The 16,494-nt window shown below is 64.9% G+C and carries 16 protein-coding genes; 12 read left to right on the top strand and 4 right to left on the bottom strand.

Annotation, left to right across the window (positions count from 1 at the left end; all coding sequences use genetic code 11):
• Nucleotides 1-17 precede the first annotated feature (17 nt).
• The gene (gene aroA / locus ACZ5MJ_RS14150; protein WP_464220117.1) at nt 18-1,322 is read left to right on the top strand and encodes a 3-phosphoshikimate 1-carboxyvinyltransferase; all 1,305 of its coding nucleotides are present in this window, start codon (nt 18-20) and stop codon (nt 1,320-1,322) included.
• Here the strand turns inward: aroA and ACZ5MJ_RS14145 are convergent.
• Nucleotides 1,319-1,552 carry a DUF2061 domain-containing protein gene (locus ACZ5MJ_RS14145; protein WP_464220116.1) on the bottom strand — a complete coding sequence of 78 codons (234 nt, stop codon included), beginning with the start codon at nt 1,550-1,552 and terminating at the stop codon, nt 1,319-1,321. The genes aroA and ACZ5MJ_RS14145 overlap by 4 nt on opposite strands.
• 120 nt (nt 1,553-1,672) lie before the next feature.
• Here ACZ5MJ_RS14145 and cmk point away from each other — a divergent pair, with 120 nt between their 5' ends.
• The 11 genes from cmk (at nt 1,673) to cysM (ending at nt 13,068) form a co-directional block, all read left to right on the top strand.
• A complete protein-coding gene (gene cmk / locus ACZ5MJ_RS14140; protein WP_464220115.1) occupies nt 1,673-2,341 on the top strand; it encodes a (d)CMP kinase in 669 nt (222 codons plus the stop codon).
• Nucleotides 2,342-2,507: 166 nt separating this feature from the next.
• Nucleotides 2,508-4,202, top strand: coding sequence for a 30S ribosomal protein S1 (gene rpsA / locus ACZ5MJ_RS14135; RefSeq protein WP_432259487.1), 1,695 nt, complete (start codon nt 2,508-2,510; stop codon nt 4,200-4,202).
• 30 nt (nt 4,203-4,232) lie between these two features.
• On the top strand, nt 4,233-4,652 hold the full coding sequence (locus ACZ5MJ_RS14130; RefSeq protein WP_464220114.1) for an integration host factor subunit beta: 420 nt from the start codon (nt 4,233-4,235) through the stop codon (nt 4,650-4,652).
• A 303-nt stretch (nt 4,653-4,955) separates the two neighbouring features.
• Nucleotides 4,956-5,294: a LapA family protein gene (locus tag ACZ5MJ_RS14125; RefSeq protein WP_464220112.1), complete on the top strand. Its 339-nt coding sequence runs from the start codon at nt 4,956-4,958 to the stop codon at nt 5,292-5,294.
• 3 nt (nt 5,295-5,297) lie between these two features.
• The gene (gene lapB / locus ACZ5MJ_RS14120; RefSeq protein WP_464220111.1) at nt 5,298-6,533 is read left to right on the top strand and encodes a lipopolysaccharide assembly protein LapB; all 1,236 of its coding nucleotides are present in this window, start codon (nt 5,298-5,300) and stop codon (nt 6,531-6,533) included.
• Nucleotides 6,534-6,570: 37 nt separating this feature from the next.
• Complete coding sequence (locus tag ACZ5MJ_RS14115; RefSeq protein ID WP_464220109.1) at nt 6,571-7,944, top strand: UDP-glucose dehydrogenase family protein; 1,374 nt, start codon at nt 6,571-6,573, stop codon at nt 7,942-7,944.
• 69 nt (nt 7,945-8,013) lie between these two features.
• Nucleotides 8,014-8,961 (top strand): D-glycero-beta-D-manno-heptose-7-phosphate kinase, encoded by a 948-nt coding sequence (rfaE1, locus tag ACZ5MJ_RS14110; RefSeq protein ID WP_464220108.1) that lies wholly within the window; start codon nt 8,014-8,016, stop codon nt 8,959-8,961.
• A gap of 71 nt (nt 8,962-9,032) precedes the next feature.
• The gene (gene rfaD, locus ACZ5MJ_RS14105) at nt 9,033-10,028 is read left to right on the top strand and encodes an ADP-glyceromanno-heptose 6-epimerase (RefSeq protein WP_464220106.1); all 996 of its coding nucleotides are present in this window, start codon (nt 9,033-9,035) and stop codon (nt 10,026-10,028) included.
• A gap of 146 nt (nt 10,029-10,174) precedes the next feature.
• Nucleotides 10,175-10,540, top strand: coding sequence for a ComEA family DNA-binding protein (locus ACZ5MJ_RS14100; protein WP_464220104.1), 366 nt, complete (start codon nt 10,175-10,177; stop codon nt 10,538-10,540).
• Nucleotides 10,541-10,764: 224 nt separating this feature from the next.
• Nucleotides 10,765-12,063 (top strand): solute carrier family 23 protein, encoded by a 1,299-nt coding sequence (locus tag ACZ5MJ_RS14095; RefSeq protein ID WP_464220103.1) that lies wholly within the window; start codon nt 10,765-10,767, stop codon nt 12,061-12,063.
• Between the two features lie 102 nt (nt 12,064-12,165).
• Nucleotides 12,166-13,068, top strand: a complete 903-nt coding sequence (cysM, locus tag ACZ5MJ_RS14090) for a cysteine synthase CysM (protein ID WP_464220101.1) — start codon at nt 12,166-12,168, stop codon at nt 13,066-13,068.
• A 65-nt stretch (nt 13,069-13,133) separates the two neighbouring features.
• Here cysM and ACZ5MJ_RS14085 read toward each other — a convergent pair whose 3' ends face one another.
• The 3 genes from ACZ5MJ_RS14085 to ACZ5MJ_RS14075 are packed head-to-tail and all read right to left on the bottom strand — an operon-like array spanning nt 13,134 to nt 16,345.
• On the bottom strand, nt 13,134-14,189 hold the full coding sequence (locus ACZ5MJ_RS14085) for a glycosyltransferase family 9 protein (protein WP_464220100.1): 1,056 nt from the start codon (nt 14,187-14,189) through the stop codon (nt 13,134-13,136).
• 48 nt (nt 14,190-14,237) lie between these two features.
• Complete coding sequence (locus ACZ5MJ_RS14080) at nt 14,238-15,239, bottom strand: glycosyltransferase family 8 protein (protein ID WP_464220098.1); 1,002 nt, start codon at nt 15,237-15,239, stop codon at nt 14,238-14,240.
• A complete protein-coding gene (locus tag ACZ5MJ_RS14075) occupies nt 15,236-16,345 on the bottom strand; it encodes a glycosyltransferase family 9 protein (RefSeq protein WP_464220095.1) in 1,110 nt (369 codons plus the stop codon). The genes ACZ5MJ_RS14080 and ACZ5MJ_RS14075 overlap by 4 nt, the downstream gene beginning before the upstream one ends.
• Nucleotides 16,346-16,494: the final 149 nt, after the last annotated feature.

The following is a 16,494-nucleotide window of genomic DNA, read 5'->3' as shown; positions in this document are numbered from 1 at the left end:
CGCGCCCACGAGAAACCATGGAACACCTGACGCTAGGCCCACTGACCCGCGCCAACGGCACCGTCCGGCTGCCGGGCTCGAAGAGCATCTCCAACCGCGTGCTGCTGCTGGCCGCGCTGGCCAACGGCGAAACCCGCGTGCGCGACCTGCTCGATTCCGACGACACCCGCGTGATGCTGCAGGCGCTGCGCACGCTGGGCGTGGCCTGGCGCCAGGAAGGCGCCGACTACATTGTCACCGGCGCCGGCGGCAACTTCCCGAACAAGGCGGCGGAGCTCTTCATGGGCAACGCGGGCACCGCGATCCGCCCGCTCACCGCCGCGCTGGCGCTGCAGGGCGGCAGCTACAAGCTGTCGGGCGTGCCGCGCATGCATGAACGGCCGATCGGCGACCTGGTCGACGGCCTGCGCCAGGTCGGCGCGGTGATCGACTACCTCGGCAATGAGGGCTTCCCGCCGCTGCATATCCAGCCCGCCAGCATCCGCATCGATGCGCCGATCCGCGTGCGCGGCGACGTCTCCAGCCAGTTCCTGACGGCGCTGCTGATGAGCCTGCCGATGGCGCAGTCCGCCAGCGGCCGCATCGAGATCGAGGTGGTCGGCGAGCTGATCTCCAAGCCGTATATCGAGATCACGCTGAACCTGCTGGCACGCTTCGGCATCCAGGTGGAACGCCAGGGCTGGGAGCGCTTTGTGCTGCCGGCCGGCGCGGCCTACCGCTCGCCCGGCGAGATCTTTGTCGAGGGCGATGCGTCGTCCGCTTCGTACTTCCTGGCGGCCGGCGCGATCGGCGGCGGCCCGGTGCGGGTGGAAGGCGTGGGCATGGCCAGCATCCAGGGCGACGTGCGCTTTGCCGAGGCGCTCAACCGCATGGGCGCCAATGTGATGGCCGGCGACAACTGGATCGAAGTGCGCGGCACGGAACGCGACGACGGGCGCCTGCACGGCATCGAACTGGACTGCAACCATATTCCCGACGCGGCCATGACGCTGGCAGTGGCGGCGCTGTTTGCCGAGGGCACGACCACGCTGACCAATATCGCCAGCTGGCGCGTCAAGGAAACGGACCGCATCGCGGCCATGGCGACGGAACTGCGCAAGCTGGGCGCAGTCGTGGAAGAAGGGGCGGACTACCTGCGTGTGACGCCGCCGCAACCATGGCAGACCCCGGCCGATGGCATTGGCACCTATGATGACCATCGCATGGCGATGTGTTTTTCGCTGGCGGCGTTCGGGCCCTTGCCGGTACGGATCAATGATCCGGGCTGCGTGGCGAAGACGTTCCCGGATTACTTCAGCGTGTTTGCAGGCGTGACGAGTTAAGCGCTGGCCAGGTCGGGGTCGGGCGCCGCCGGAGCGTTGCCGCGGGCAGCGTCAGCCTGGCGGCGCTCGCGCTTTTCCCAGAAGCGGTCGAAGAAGTAGTGGGCCACGGTGTTTACGGCCGGTTCGATGAAGGTGATGGCGCCGCTGATGGCAAGGCTGCCGGTCAGCGCATACGTCACGCTGAACGCGATGCCAAGGTGCATGATGCCGAACGTCAGGGTTTTGGCCATGGTAGATTGCCTCGCGACTGAATGAGGGGCGCCGCGCCACAGTGGCGACGTGCCATGGATCAAATGATAATAATTCTCACTTGATTTAACAATCAATCGTTTCTCTTGGTTTTATAAAAAATGACTATCGTCAACGTCATCGCCATTGACGGGCCGACCGCTTCGGGCAAGGGCACTGTCGCGCACAAGGTCGCGGATGCCGTGGGCTTTCACCTGCTCGACAGTGGCGCCCTGTACCGGCTGGTGGCGCTGGCCAGCGACCGCGTCGCGGTCGACCTGGGCGATGTGGACGCCCTTGCAAGAATCGCTTCGCGCCTCGATGTGAAGTTCGGCCCGGACCGGGTCTGGCTGCAGGGCGAGGAGGTGAGCCTGGCGATCCGCGCCGAGGCGGTCGGCAACCGGGCCTCGGCCATTGCCGTGCACCAGCCGGTTCGCGACGCGCTGACCCAGCTGCAGCGCAGCTTCCGCAAGCTGCCGGGGCTGGTGGCCGACGGCCGCGACATGGGCACCGTGATCTTCCCGGATGCCCAGCTCAAGGTATTCCTGACCGCAAGTGTCGAAGCGCGTGCACGCAGGCGCTATAAACAATTGATTGATAAGGGAATTTCTGCTAATATTGAAGACCTTTTGCGTGACCTCGAGGCGCGCGACGCGCGGGATCGTACCCGTGCCGCCGCGCCGCTGCGTCCCGCCGAGGATGCAAAGCTGCTCGATACCTCCGACATGACGGTGGATCAGGCAGTGGCGCAGGTGCTGGAGTGGTTTGCCGCTGTGCGGCCCGGTGCATGAGATGCATGCGGGCGCATCCGTAGAAGTGGCGCACCCTGACGGCACCAGATGGCGTCAGCCCCGGGCAAGCCTGTGGCTGGCTTTTGTCAAACCTGACCCCGCTGCACTGGCAGACTGAGCGCGATAGTCGCGCCGGCCAGCGTACTGCGGATTTCACCTTACGTTTATGTCCGACCTGCAAACTAACGAATCCTTTGCCGCACTGTTCGAGGAATCGATCGCCCGCTCCAATATGAAGGCTGGCGAAGTGATCTCCGCTGAAGTCGTGCGCATCGACCACAACTTCGTGGTCGTCAATGCCGGCCTCAAGTCCGAGGCATTCGTGCCGGTGGAGGAGTTCCTGAACGACCAGGGCGAACTCGAAGTGCAGGCCGGCGACTACGTCTCCGTGGCCATCGATGCACTCGAGAACGGCTATGGCGACACTATCCTCTCGCGCGACAAGGCCAAGCGCCTGGCATCGTGGCTGAACCTCGAGAAGGCGCTGGAAGACGGAGAAATCATCTCGGGTACCGTGACCGGCAAGGTCAAGGGCGGCCTGACGGTGATGGTCAACGGCATCCGCGCGTTCCTGCCGGGCTCGCTGGTTGACGTGCGCCCGATCAAGGACACCACCCCGTACGAAGGCAAGACCCTGGAATTCAAGGTCATCAAGCTGGACCGCAAGCGCAACAACGTGGTGCTGTCGCGCCGCGCCGTGGTCGAAGCGACCCTGGGCGAAGAGCGCCAGAAGCTGATGGAAACCCTGAAGGAAGGCGCCATCGTCAACGGTATCGTCAAGAACATCACCGACTACGGTGCGTTCGTTGACCTGGGCGGTATCGACGGCCTGCTGCACATCACCGACCTGGCCTGGCGCCGTGTCCGCCACCCGAGCGAAGTGCTGTCGGTTGGCCAGGAAATCACTGCCAAGATCCTCAAGTTCGACCAGGAAAAGAACCGCGTCTCGCTGGGCGTGAAGCAGCTGGGCGAAGATCCGTGGGTCGGCATCTCGCGCCGCTACCCGCAAGGCACCCGCCTGTTCGGCAAGGTGACCAACCTGACCGACTACGGCGCGTTCGTCGAGATCGAAGCCGGCATCGAAGGCCTGGTGCACGTGTCGGAAATGGACTGGACCAACAAGAACGTTGCCCCGTCCAAGGTTGTCCAGCTGGGCGACGAAGTCGAAGTCATGGTGCTGGATATCGACGAAGACAAGCGTCGTATCAGCCTGGGCATGAAGCAGTGCAAGGCCAACCCGTGGGACGATTTCTCGCGTAACCACAAGAAGGGCGACAAGCTGGCCGGCCAGATCAAGTCGATCACCGACTTCGGCGTGTTCATCGGCCTGCCTGGCGGCATCGACGGCCTGGTGCACCTGTCCGACCTGTCGTGGCAGGAAACCGGCGAAGAAGCGGTGCGCAAGTACAAGAAGGGCGACGAAGTCGAAGCCGTGGTCCTGGGCATCGACGTCGACAAGGAACGCATCTCGCTGGGTATCAAGCAGCTGTCGGGCGATCCGTTCAACAACTTCATCTCGGCCAACGACAAGGGCTCGCTGGTGAACGGCACGATCAAGGCCGTTGACGCCAAGGGTGCCGTGGTCCAGCTGGCTGACGACGTGGAAGGCTACCTGCGCGCTTCGGAAATCTCCGCTGACCGCGTGGAAGACGCCCGCAACGTGCTGAAGGAAGGCGAGCAGATCACCGCCCTGGTGGTGAACGTCGACCGCAAGTCGCGCAATATCAACCTGTCGATCAAGGCCAAGGACAGCGCAGAGCAGCAAGAAGCGATGCAGAAGTTCCAGGCTGACACCGGCACGGCTGGCACGACCAACCTCGGCGCCCTGCTGAAGGCCAAGCTCGGCCAGGACAACCAGTAATCGCAGGCCCCCGCGCTTGCGCGTATGCCCATGACCAAGTCGGAGCTCGTCGAAAAACTGGCTGCCCGCTTCCCCCAGCTGCTGCTGCGGGATGCGGACATCTCGGTCAAAACGATACTCGACGCGATGTCCGAGGCGCTGGCCGATGGCCACCGCATCGAGATCCGCGGATTCGGCAGTTTTGGTCTGAACAAGCGTCCGCCTCGCGTGGGGCGCAATCCCAAGTCCGGCGAACGAGTGCTGGTACCCGAGAAGCGGGTGCCGCACTTCAAGGCGGGCAAGGAATTGCGCGAACGGGTTGACCGCAGCCAGCCGATGCCCTCGGGCATCAATGGCAACGGCCATTCCGGCGGCACGGCCCAGGCCGTGCCGGGCAAGCCAGGCCAGGGCGCGGCACCCGCCGCGCCGGCGGGTTTGCATGAGAGCGGACTGAACTTCGTCCGCTCCTGAGCGCCCGGGCTTTGCCTGCCGCTGTGTTGTTTGTAAGAAAGCGCCCCCCAAGGGGCGCTTTTTTTGTCTGGTGCCTGACGGCGTGACCCGTCTCAGGTGCCGCATCGTGCGCAGGAACGGGTCATCGCGATCCGTGCCGGAAGCGCGTCAGCACCCCGTTACCGCCACGTTACCGAATACGGGAAGTGATTCCGTTACAATGCCGGGGTCTTTGCCGGGCCTTGCACAGGGCGCGTTGTTTGTCGCTGCCGTCTGCCGCTGCCTTTGCGTTTGCCCCGTCCCAACGTCACGCTGCCTACCCGCATGAAACTGTTTGCCTGGATCGTCCGTATCGTCGTATTCGTGCTGCTGTTCGTGCTGGCGCTGCGCAATACCGCCGAAGTCTCGCTGCAGCTGTTCTTCGACGCCGTCTGGCATGCGCCGCTGATCCTGATCCTGTTTGCCGCCTTTGCGCTGGGCGCGGTGGCGGCGCTGGCATCGGTGGCCCCCGGGCTGATGCGCCAGCGCATGGAGCTGGCGAAGCTGCGCCGCGCGGTCGCGGACACACGGCCGGCGACGTCGGCGGCGGCGCCCGCGTCGGCCGCTGCCCCGGTGCAGCGCGACGGCAAGTCTCCCTATAACGTAGTCGGCCCGAAAGTCTGATCCATGATGTTTGAAACCTGGTGGCTGCTGGCGCTGCCACTTGTCTTTGGCCTTGGCTGGATGGCGGCGCGCTTCGACGTGCGCCAGCTGATCAGCGAGCAGGGCGCCTTGCCGCGCTCCTACTTCAAGGGCCTGAATTTCCTGCTCAACGAGCAGCCCGACCAGGCCATCGATGCCTTTGTCGAAGTGGCCCGGCTGGACCCGGAAACCACCGAGCTGCACTTTGCGCTGGGCGCGCTGTTCCGCCGCCGCGGCGAGACCGAGCGCGCCATCCGCGTGCACCAGAACCTGGCCACGCGTCCTGACCTGCCGGAGCCTGAGCGCGAGCACGCGCTGTTCGAGCTGGGCCAGGACTTCCTGCGCGCGGGCCTGCTGGACCGCGCCGAGGAATCGCTGCGCCGGCTGATGTCGGGCCCTTATGCGGCCTCGGCCAAGCGCGTGCTGCTCGAGCTCTATGAGGTGGAGAAGGAGTGGCAGAAGGCGATCGAAGCCGCGCGTGAGCTGCAGACGCTGGAGCAGAAGAACTACAGCCTGCAGATCGCCCAGTTCTGCTGCGAACTGGCGCAGGATGCGCTGCAGCGCAAACGCCCGGAAGATGCGGTGAAATGGCTGAACCAGGCCGTCGCCGAGAATCCCGCCAACGTGCGTGCCCCGATCCTGCTGGGCGACGTGGCCGCGGCGGCAGGCGACGCGCGCGCGGCGCTTGGCCATTGGCTGGGCATCGAGCGGCAGGACGCGTCCTTCCTGCCGCTGGTGGCCGACCGCGTGGTCAAGGCCTATGCCAGCCTGGACGAGCAAGGCGCGGCGCTGGAATGGCTGCGCGGCCTGCTCAAGGGCAAGCTGGCGCCTGAGGTGCTTGATACCGCCTACAGGGCCGAACTGGAAGTGAACGGCCCTGAAGCCGCGGCGCGCCTGATGCGCGAACAGCTGCGCCGCCAGCCGACGCTGCTGGCCCTGACCAGGTATTTCGAGGCGCAGGCGGCCGTGGCGGCGGCCACGCAGACCATCGGCGAGACCCCGGCGGGCCCGGCCGATGGTGCTGACGACGGCGCGGAGGACGGTGATGCGGCAGGCAAGGAAACCGCCGCCATCCGCGACCTGCTGCAGCTGCGCACCCGCAACCTGGCGCGCTACACCTGCCGCGATTGCGGCTTCCGTGCCCGGCTTTTCTATTGGCAATGCCCGGGCTGCAACCGCTGGGAAACCTATGCCCCGCGGCGTTCCGAGACCCTCGGCTGATCCCGGCGGCCGGTGCAACAGATCTTGAATTGAAGCTATGAAAGTCACCATTATTGGCAGCGGCTATGTCGGTCTCGTTACCGGCGCATGCCTGGCGGAGCAGGGCAACGATGTGTTCTGCCTGGACCTCGACGAACAGAAGATCGCGCTGCTCAACGCGGGCGGCGTGCCGATCTACGAGCCGGGCCTGCAGGAACTGATCCAGCGCAACCGTGCCGCGGGCCGCCTGACCTTTTCCACCGATGTGGCCGCCAGCGTCGAGCACGCCGACGTGCAGTTCATCGCCGTGGGCACGCCGCCGGACGAAGACGGCTCTGCCGACCTCAAGTACGTGCTGGCGGCGGCCCGCAATATCGGCCGCCACATGACCGGGTTCAAGGTGGTGGTCGACAAGTCGACCGTGCCGGTGGGCACCGGCGACCGGGTGACCGCCGTGATCCGCGAGGAACTGGCCGCGCGCGGGCTCGAAGACCTGCAGTTCTCGGTGGTGTCGAACCCCGAGTTCCTGAAGGAGGGCGCCGCGGTCGAGGACTTCATGCGCCCGGACCGCATCGTGCTGGGCTGCAATGCCGATGTTGCGGGCCGACACGCGCAGGCCACCATGCGCCAGCTGTATGCGCCGTTCAACCGCCACCATGAACGCACCTTCTACATGGACGTGCGCTCGGCGGAGTTCACCAAGTACGCGGCCAACTCGATGCTGGCCACGCGTATCTCGTTCATGAACGAGCTGGCCAACCTGGCCGATGAGGTGGGCGCCGATATCGAACTGGTGCGCATGGGCATCGGCTCGGACCCGCGCATCGGCTACAGTTTCCTGTATGCCGGCGCGGGCTATGGCGGCTCGTGCTTTCCCAAGGACGTGCAGGCGCTGATGCGCACCGCCGCCGACCACGGCAAGCCGATGCGCGTGCTGGAAGCGGTGGAGGCCGTCAACGACGCGCAGAAGCGCGTGCTGGGCGACAAGATCGTGCGCCGCTTCGGCGACGACCTGACCGGCCGCACCTTTGCGCTCTGGGGCCTGGCGTTCAAGCCCAATACCGACGATATGCGCGAGGCGCCGTCGCGGGTGCTGGCGCGCGAACTGGTGTCGCGCGGCGCGTCGCTGCGCGTGCACGACCCGGTATCGATGGCCGAGGCCCGGCGCGTGTTCGATGCCGACCTGGCCGACCTGCCTGGCGCCGCCGCGCGGGTAAGCTTCCACGAGCACCAGATGGATGCGCTCGATGGCGCCGACGCCCTGGCGATCGTGACCGAATGGAAGGTGTTCCGCAGCCCCGACTTCGGCCAGATCAAGCAGCGCCTGAAGACGCCGGTGATCTTCGACGGGCGCAATCTGTATGAGCCCGAGGCGATGGTCGAACAGGGCATCGAGTATCAGGCGATCGGCCGGGGCATGCCGGGGCAGTGAACCCGGCTCAATGATTATGCAATGCAACATGCCGGTGGGCATTGACCCGGATGTTGCCAAGGAAACTCCATGAGCAAGAACAGCGTTTCGCAGGAACAGATCAGCCAGTCCAGCATCCTCGTGGTGGGCGACATGATGCTCGACCGCTACTGGTTCGGCGATGTGGACCGGATCTCCCCGGAGGCACCGGTACCCGTGGTCCAGGTAAAGCGCAGCGACGAACGCCTTGGAGGCGCCGCCAACGTGGCCCGCAATGCGGCCGCCCTGGGTGCCCGTGTCGGCATGCTGGGCGTGGTCGGCGAGGACGAGCCGGGCCGCACGCTGGAGGCACTGCTCGCCGAGAGCCGTGTGCAGCCTTACCTGATGCGCGATCCGTCGCTGAGCACCACCATCAAGCTGCGCGTACTGGCGCACCAGCAGCAGCTGCTGCGGGTCGATTTCGAGAAAGCGCCCACGCATGAAGTGCTGTTGTCGGTGCTCGAGGGCTTCAACGAGCTGATCCGGCAATATGAGGTGCTGGTGCTGTCCGACTATGGCAAGGGTGGACTCACCCATGTCGGCCGGATGGTGGAGGCGGGCCGTGCCGCCGGGCGCAAGGTGCTGGTTGACCCCAAGGGGGATGATTATTCCAAGTACCGCGGCGCCACCCTGATCACGCCGAACCGTGCCGAGATGCGGCGTGTGGTCGGTGCCTGGAAGAGCGAGCACGACCTGACCGCGCGGGCGCAGAACCTGCGGCGCGAACTGCAGCTGGAAGCCCTGCTGCTGACGCGCTCGGAGGAAGGCATGACGCTGTACACCGAGGCCGAGGTCCTGCATGTTTCGGCCCAGGCGCGCGAAGTCTATGATGTATCGGGGGCGGGCGATACCGTGATTGCAACGCTGGCCACCATGATGGCGGCGGGTGCGCCGCTCAAGCAGGCAGTCCAGCTCGCCAACCGGGCCGGCGGCATCGTGGTCGGCAAGCTGGGTACCGCAGTGGTTAGCTATCCCGAACTGTTCGGGGCCGCCGGCTGAAGCGCCGCCAACTTACCGACGCGCGTCAGCCGGATCCTCAGCGCAGTGTCGAACTGATCGTTGAATCGAACATGGCCATCATCGTCACAGGGGCTGCCGGATTTGTCGGCAGCAACCTTATCAAGGGACTGAACGCGCATGGCGAGGACAATGTCCTTGCCGTCGACAACCTGGCGCGCTGCGAAAAATTCCGCAACCTGGTGGATTGCGATATCCGGGACTACATCGACAAGGACGATTTCCTGGCCCTCTTCACGCGCGGGGACTTCGGCAAGGTGAAGGCCGTCTTCCACCAGGGCGCGTGCACCGACACCGCGGAACAGGACGGCCGCTATGTGATGGCCAACAACTACCGCTACAGCCAGGCGCTGATGGAAGCGTGCCTGGCGCAGGGCGTGCAGTTCATCTACGCGTCGACCGCTGCCGTGTACGGGGCCGCGCCGGGGTTCCGCGAGGAGCGCGATTGCGAACATCCGCTCGCCATCTACGGCTATTCGAAATTCCTGTTCGACCAGGTGGCCAGGCGTGCCATGGCGGGCGCCTTGTCGCAGGTGGTTGGCCTGCGCTATTTCAGCGTCTATGGCCCCGGCGAAACCCACAAGGGCCGCATGGCATCGATGGTGCTGCAGGGCCTCGAGCAGTTCCGCGCCGAGGGCGCGATCAAGATTTTTGGCGAGTACGGAGGGTACGGCCCCGGCGCCCACAGCCATGATTTTGTGGCCGTGGAAGACGTGGTGAAGGTCAACCTCCACTTCCTGCAGCACCAGGGCAGGTCGGGGATCTTCAATGTCGGCACAGGGCGTGCCGAGACCTTCAACGATATCGCCCGCACCGTGGTCAATACGGTGAGGCTGTCTGAAGGCAAGACTGCCCTGACGCTGGACGAGATCGTGCAGGAAGGCCTCATCGAGTATTCCCGCTTTCCCGAAGCGCTGCGCGGCAGGTACCAGTGCTTTACCCAGTCCGATGTGAGCCGGCTGCGCAGCGCTGGCTATACCGCGCCCTTCGTTCTCGCGCAAGAGGGTGTTGCGCGCTATTGCGAGTGGCTGCTGGCACATGGTGCCTGAGCGCCGCGCCGCGATCCGCTCCGGACACGCTTCTGTGTAACCTTGTGAACGTGTGTTGCCGCGTGCGCCGGCGCATGCGGTGAGCCCTATCCTGTTCCTGCCCTTGCCAATCCCGGCGAGGCGCCCAACCGGAAGGAGCTTCACAAATGCTAAAGACGTGGTTCGGACAAGGCTGCCTGCTTGCGGCAGCCTGGATGTTCCTGGCGGGCGCTGCCTTTGCTGCAGTGGATGTCAACACGGCTGACGAGGCGGCGCTGACCTCGATCAAGGGCATTGGCCCTGCCACCGCCAAGCGTGTTGTCGATGAGCGCAACCAGCATGGCCCCTACAAGGATGCCGGAGACCTTGCCCAGCGGGTCAGCGGCGTGGGCCCGAAATCCGTCGCCCGGCTTCAGGAGGCCGGGCTGACGTTCGGGGCCAAGGCTGCCGCGCCCGCAACCAAGACCGCTGCGGCGCCGGCGGCAGCGGCGGCTCCGGCAGCAGCGCCGGGCAAGAAGCCGGCCGCGCGCTAGCGCCTGGCGGCATCGCGGCGATAGCCTGCCGTGCATGCCGCCATTCTGCCTGCTCACTTCTCCCTGATGTCCTCCGGCCGGCCGCGGCGGCGATGCCACAGCGCAAGGCGCAGGCCTTCGCGTGCTGCCGGGGCCGGAGTATCATGCGGACGCCGCGGCGGCCAAGCCGGCCGCCTGGCCAGACCGCCTGACCAAACCGCGGACCAAACAACAGGGAGAAAACAATGAACAATGGCGATGACGCCGGATTCCTGCCGCGATGGCGTCTCAAGACCGAGGGCGTGATCGGACCTGACGAGCGCTTGCCTGCCGGGCAGACCGTGCTCGCAGGGGTCCAGCATGTGGTGGCAATGTTCGGTTCGACGGCAATCGCGCCTATCCTGATGGGGTTCAACCCCAACATCGCCATCCTTTTCTCGGGCATCGGCACGCTCATCTTCTTTCTTTGCGTACGCGGGCGGGTGCCGAGCTATCTCGGCTCCAGCTTCGCCTTTATCGCCGTCGTCATTGCCGCAACCGGCTATGCCGGCAGCGGGCCCAATCCCAATATTCCCGTTGCGCTCGGCGGCATCATCGCCGCGGGGGTGCTGTACACGGTGATAGGCCTGGTGGTGCAGGCGGTCGGCTATGCGTGGGTCGAGCGGCTCATGCCGCCGGTCGTCACGGGTGCGATCGTGGCTGCCATCGGGCTGAACCTGGCCCCCGTGGCGGTGAAGGCAGTCAGCGGGTCGTCGTTCGATACCTGGGTCGGGCTGCTTGCCGTGCTGGCGGTCGGCCTGGTGGCGGTGCGTGCGCCGGGCATGCTCGGACGGCTGCCGGTGCTGATCGGCGGCCTGGCGGGCTACCTTGTCTACTATGTCGGCGCCAACCTGATGGGCCTGGGCAAGCCGATTGATTTTTCAGGCGTGGCGGCGGCCAGCTGGTTCGGGATGCCTGCCTTCACGGCGCCCGTCTTCAATGTCGGTGCCATGATGCTCGTGGCACCGGTGGCCATCGTGCTGGTGGCGGAGAACCTGGGCCACATCAAGGCAATTGGCGTGATGACCGGCCGCAATCTCGACCCGTATATCGGCCGGGCCTTCATCGGCGACGGTATCGCCACCATCCTCTCCGCCAGCGGCGGCGGCACCGGCGTAACGACTTATGCCGAGAACATGGGCGTGATGGCGGTCACCAAGATCTACTCCACGCTGATCTTTGTCGTGGCCGCGGCGGTTGCCATCCTGCTTGGCTTCTCGCCCAAGTTTGGTGCGCTGATCCTGACCATCCCCGGGCCGGTCATCGGCGGCCTCACGATCGTGGTCTTTGGCCTGATCGCGGCCACCGCCGGGCGCATCTGGGTGCAGAACCACGTGGACTTCTCCAGCTCGCGCAACCTGATCACCGTCGGCGCCACGCTGACCGTGGCGGCAGGCGATCTGACGCTCAAGCTTGGCGGCATGACGCTGGGCGGGATCGGTACCGCGACCTTTGGCTGCATGCTGCTCTATCACCTGCTCGGTGACGGCAACAAGGACGCGTAGCCACGGCCAGGCCATGGTGCGCCGGGGCCGGCGCGCAAAGCCCGGCCGCCGGCACGGGTAAGGGCGGTGGTTTACAATGCGCCAAAATACGACTCTCGCACCATGGCCTACAAGACAATAGAAGACACCATCGGCAACACGCCGCTGGTCCGGTTGCAGCGGATTCCGGGTGCCGCCAATGACGCACGTGGCAATGTGATCCTCGGCAAGCTGGAAGGCAACAATCCGGCAGGATCGGTCAAGGACCGCCCGGCGCTTTCCATGGTCGCCCGCGCAGAGGCCCGCGGCCGCATCAAGCCGGGCGATACCCTGATCGAGGCGACTTCTGGCAATACCGGCATTGCACTGGCCATGGCAGCCGCCATCCGCGGCTACAAGATGGTACTGATCATGCCGGAGGATCTCAGCCTGGAGCGCCGCCAGAGCATGGCCGCCTATGGCGCGGAGATCATCCTCACGCCGGTCAAGGGCGGCATGGAATACGCGCGAGACCTGGCTGATTCCATGGAGCGCGAGGGCAAGGGTGTGATCCTTGACCAGTTCGCCAACCCGGACAACCCGCTGGCCCACTATGAAACCACCGGGCCCGAGATCTGGCAGGAAACCCAGGGGCGTATTACCCACTTCGTGTCGGCAATGGGGACAACGGGCACCATTACCGGGGTGTCGCGCTACCTGAAGGAGCAGAACCCCGAGGTGCAGGTCATTGGCGCGCAGCCTGCGGAAGGTTCGCGTATTCCGGGTATCCGCAAGTGGCCGGAAGCCTATATGCCGAAGATCTACGACCCGAAGCTTATCGACCGCACGGAACCCGTCAGCCAGGCAGATGCCGAGCACATGGCCCGGCGGATGGCCGCCGAAGAGGGCATCTTCTGCGGGGTTTCCGCGGCGGGTGCGCTCTGCGTGGCCCTGCAGGTTGCGGAAACCGTCGAGAACGCCACGATCGTCTTTGTGGTTTGCGACCGGGGCGATCGCTATTTGTCCACGGGCGTCTTCCCGGCCTGAGCGGGCACGCGGCGACAGCTTGCCGCGTTCCTGGCCTTCATCATCAAGACCCGGCCAGGCGGCCCTCAGTTGGCCGCTTGCGCCCTGGTCCCCATCTGCCTCTTTTCCAGGATCCAGTCGTTGACGATGCCGTGCACCGCCTGCGGCGTGAGCTGCCGCATGCAGTCACAGGTATCGGCGACGATCTTCTCGCAGGCCGAGCAGCTCTTCTGCATGGACAGGTTCTGAGCGCGAAGCCCCAGCGCTGCCCAGCGCCCCGGGTGCATGGGGCGGGTCGGCGGAAACAGCCCCAGCGTACGCTGGCCAATGGCCGCGGAAAGGTGCAACGGTCCGGTGCCGCTGGCGATGAGCCCATCTGCCTGCCGGATCAGCTGGGTCAGCTGCCCCAGGGTCTGGGCGCCGCAGACGCTGGTCACGTTGGGTAGCTGCAGCAGCGCCTGCCCGTGCGTCTTCAGCCATTCCCCTTCTTTGGAGCTGCCGGTCAGCCACAGGTGCACATCCGGCTGTGACCGCAGCAATTGCGCGAGCGCGGTGTAATGTTCGATCGGCCACTCGCGGCCGTGTCCGTTCGATTTGGTATGCAATACCAGGTTGAAGCTGTAGGGCTGCAGCTGCCGGGCGATTTCGCTGTTGACCGGGATGTCGAAGTGATACATGCCCGGAATCTCTTCGCGTGTCGGGATCGATCTGGGGCCGAAGGCGCGCAGGAACTCAAAATTGATCTGGGCCTCGTGATCTTCGGAAATCCGCTTGCTGAAGCGCACCCGGCGGTTGCAGTAGAACAGCAGGTACAGCTTTTGCCGCGCATTGCCGATCCGGTGCCTGATGCCGGCGCGAAACGCTGCATATGCCAGGTCGCGGTCCGGTTGCGCCAGCAGCAGGGTGTCGATATCCGAATGCTTCAGGTATTCCGCCGGCGCATCGGCAATATCCTCCAGCTCGATGACCTGGTCGATATCCGTGCAAAAGCGCACCAGCGGCGCGGCATAGGCGCGGCACAGGAAACTGATCCTGGCGCCGGGATTCAGTTGCCGCAGGCGTGCCACCATGGGCAGCGTCAGGACGATGTCGCCGATATTGTCAGTACGGGAGACGAGGATATGCTTGCTTCGTATTGCCATGACTCTTGAAGATGACTCGGTAGTGCTGCGGGGCGCCGGACGAAGCCGTTATTTCAGGACCCGCTTGCGCAGATAGCGCAGATACCACTTCAGGCTTTCCGCGGGCCGCCCCTGGCGGTACATGAAGCGCGAATGCATGCGCATTTCCTTGGTATTGCGCGGCGCCGGATCGAGCGGCAGATCCTGCCACGGCGACAATGCCAGGTATTTGTGGAATAGCTTGCGCGCGTCATGGCCGCTCCAGTCCGCCCATGGTTTGACCGACCCGGCGAAATGGATGAACACGGCCTTGCCGACCGGGCGCATGGCGAACTTGTTCACGTTCAGGTCGTGAATCAGGTCATACAGGTAGTTCCAGCGCGGCGAGACATAGCGGGCGCGGCCGTTGAGCACGATATTCAGTGCGTCCTGGTCGTTGAAGCGCATGTCCGTCTTGCTTTCGAGCAGGGCCTTCATGGTCTGCCCGGTAATGTCCTCTTGCAGCCAGCGTTCGATATTGATGAACAGCACTCCGCCGTTGAAGTACTCGTTGTGCTTCAGGCCCAGGGCGGCCACGCGGCGCTGCAGGGTGACCGGCGCGTCCGGCACGACCACCGCGATGTCCTCGCTGATGTCCATGTCGACCAGTTCGTCCAGCCGGTTGACGCACAGGATGTCGGCGTCCAGGTACAGCACCCGATCCGTCTGGCCTTGCAGCACGCTGGGAATCACCAGCCGCGTGAAGATCGACAGCGAATAGTGCGAGTGGCCCAGGAAATGCGAAAACTGCTTGAACGAACCAAGGTCCAGCACATGCAGGCGCGTGCTGACGCCGGGGTACATCGATTCCAGGCGCGCCAGGCGGCGCTGGTTGTCCGCCGAGGCCGACAGCGTCAGCACGTGGAAGGTAAAGTGCTGACCCGGGTTGTTGTCGATGATCGAGCCTATGGTGCCGCCCATCGCCCGGAAATAGTTATCGTCAACGCAGAATGCGATGTGGAAAGACGGCTTGCCGTTCGGACCCGTCTCCGGGGTCGCGGTGAGCGCAGGGGCGGTCGCTTGGGGGTTCATTGGATGGTTCGGATGACCTGTTCAACGGAGATGGCCTTGACCCAGTCCCGTGCGTTGGGGGCAGTGATCACGGTGCTGTGGTTGCGATCGATGGGGGTCCACTCAGGGTTCTTCTGGCGCATCAGCGCGATCACCGGCACATGGACCGCATTGGCCAGGTGCATCACGGCGGTTTCCACCGAAATGATGAGGTCGCATTGCGCCAGCAGTGCCGGGAGCTGGAAGAAGTTGTCCTCGGCGCTGAACAGCTCGGTGCGCTGCAGGCGGAAACTGCCGATGACCTGGCGGGCATGCGCCAGCTCCTGCGGGACCGCATTGACCACGAAGCTGCTGTCGCGCCACGCGTCGAGCCGCTGCATGGCCTGGATCAGTTCCGCAACGTGCTCCAGCGGCCAGCAACGCTTTTTGGTCTTGGCATAGGGATTGATAAAGACCAGCTTGCCGGGACGTGGCCCAAACCCCCAGTCTGCCAGCTGCTTGTGCGCATGCTGGCGCCAGGCGTCGGGGATCTCCACGAACGGGAAGCGCCCGGCGACATCCACCTCCGGGCCGCCGATCTGCCGGAACCAGTGGGCGTAGACGTCACTGATATGCTGCGGATTGGCGCGGTCGACCCGATATGAGGGAATGGCGGCATCCAGCTTGCGGTAGGCCAGCCGATGGTGAGGCTGGAAAAACTTGACTGGTTTTGCCATGCCGACGATCCAGCCATCGGGACTGATTGCGCGCGCCAGCGTGGCGTACTGGTGTGGCCGCAGCGTGGCCAGCGAGACCACGATGGGGTAATGCTCCTGCCGGGCCTCGCGGATCGACGCCTCATACAGTTCAGGGCTGTAGGTCTGGGTATAGACCTTCTTGAAAAATCCGCACGCACCCACCCAGTCGTAAAGCGAGTACTTCTTCAGGTGCTCCCATTCCGCGGAATTGCTGGTGCGCCGCACTTCATCCACCCAGAGGTGGACGCTGAGGTGCGGGTAGGCCTCGGCGAAGGCCTTGAAGAAATTCTGCAGGTAAGTGAAGTCGCCCAGCGCCAGGTGGGCGATGAACAGGATCTTGTCCGACTTCTGAAGCAGTTCTGCTGGAATCAGGGTCTGGGTTTGGGTCACGGATTACTCATGTGGAAAGTCGCGTGGCAACGACCGGCCATTGTAAACGAACGCAGCCGGCCACCCTGCCTCCATTGAGGAGGACAAGGCACTTTCTCCAGCAGGAATCCGGGCCTTCGCGGCGGGTCTGGACGCCCCGGCGAAGGCGA

The sequence above is a fragment of the Cupriavidus sp. LA-1 genome (assembly GCF_055385985.1).
Note: the sequence above shows the minus strand (reverse complement) of the source record. Positions and strands in the feature narration are given on the sequence as shown.

Excerpts from the sequence above, each read along its gene's own strand:
- ACZ5MJ_RS14085 (WP_464220100.1), bottom strand. The coding sequence starts at position 14,189 with ATGGCAATACGAAGCAAGCATATCCTCGTCTCCCGTACTGACAATATC.
- aroA (WP_464220117.1), top strand. The coding sequence starts at position 18 with ATGGAACACCTGACGCTAGGCCCACTGACCCGCGCCAACGGCACCGTC.
- rpsA (WP_432259487.1), top strand. The coding sequence starts at position 2,508 with ATGTCCGACCTGCAAACTAACGAATCCTTTGCCGCACTGTTCGAGGAA.
- cysM (WP_464220101.1), top strand. The coding sequence starts at position 12,166 with ATGGCCTACAAGACAATAGAAGACACCATCGGCAACACGCCGCTGGTC.
- ACZ5MJ_RS14080 (WP_464220098.1), bottom strand. The coding sequence starts at position 15,239 with ATGAACCCCCAAGCGACCGCCCCTGCGCTCACCGCGACCCCGGAGACG.
- rfaD (WP_464220106.1), top strand. The coding sequence starts at position 9,033 with ATGGCCATCATCGTCACAGGGGCTGCCGGATTTGTCGGCAGCAACCTT.
- ACZ5MJ_RS14095 (WP_464220103.1), top strand. The coding sequence starts at position 10,765 with ATGAACAATGGCGATGACGCCGGATTCCTGCCGCGATGGCGTCTCAAG.
- ACZ5MJ_RS14115 (WP_464220109.1), top strand. The coding sequence starts at position 6,571 with ATGAAAGTCACCATTATTGGCAGCGGCTATGTCGGTCTCGTTACCGGC.
- ACZ5MJ_RS14130 (WP_464220114.1), top strand. The coding sequence starts at position 4,233 with ATGACCAAGTCGGAGCTCGTCGAAAAACTGGCTGCCCGCTTCCCCCAG.
- cmk (WP_464220115.1), top strand. The coding sequence starts at position 1,673 with ATGACTATCGTCAACGTCATCGCCATTGACGGGCCGACCGCTTCGGGC.
- ACZ5MJ_RS14125 (WP_464220112.1), top strand. The coding sequence starts at position 4,956 with ATGAAACTGTTTGCCTGGATCGTCCGTATCGTCGTATTCGTGCTGCTG.
- rfaE1 (WP_464220108.1), top strand. The coding sequence starts at position 8,014 with ATGAGCAAGAACAGCGTTTCGCAGGAACAGATCAGCCAGTCCAGCATC.
- ACZ5MJ_RS14100 (WP_464220104.1), top strand. The coding sequence starts at position 10,175 with ATGCTAAAGACGTGGTTCGGACAAGGCTGCCTGCTTGCGGCAGCCTGG.
- lapB (WP_464220111.1), top strand. The coding sequence starts at position 5,298 with ATGATGTTTGAAACCTGGTGGCTGCTGGCGCTGCCACTTGTCTTTGGC.
- ACZ5MJ_RS14145 (WP_464220116.1), bottom strand. The coding sequence starts at position 1,552 with ATGGCCAAAACCCTGACGTTCGGCATCATGCACCTTGGCATCGCGTTC.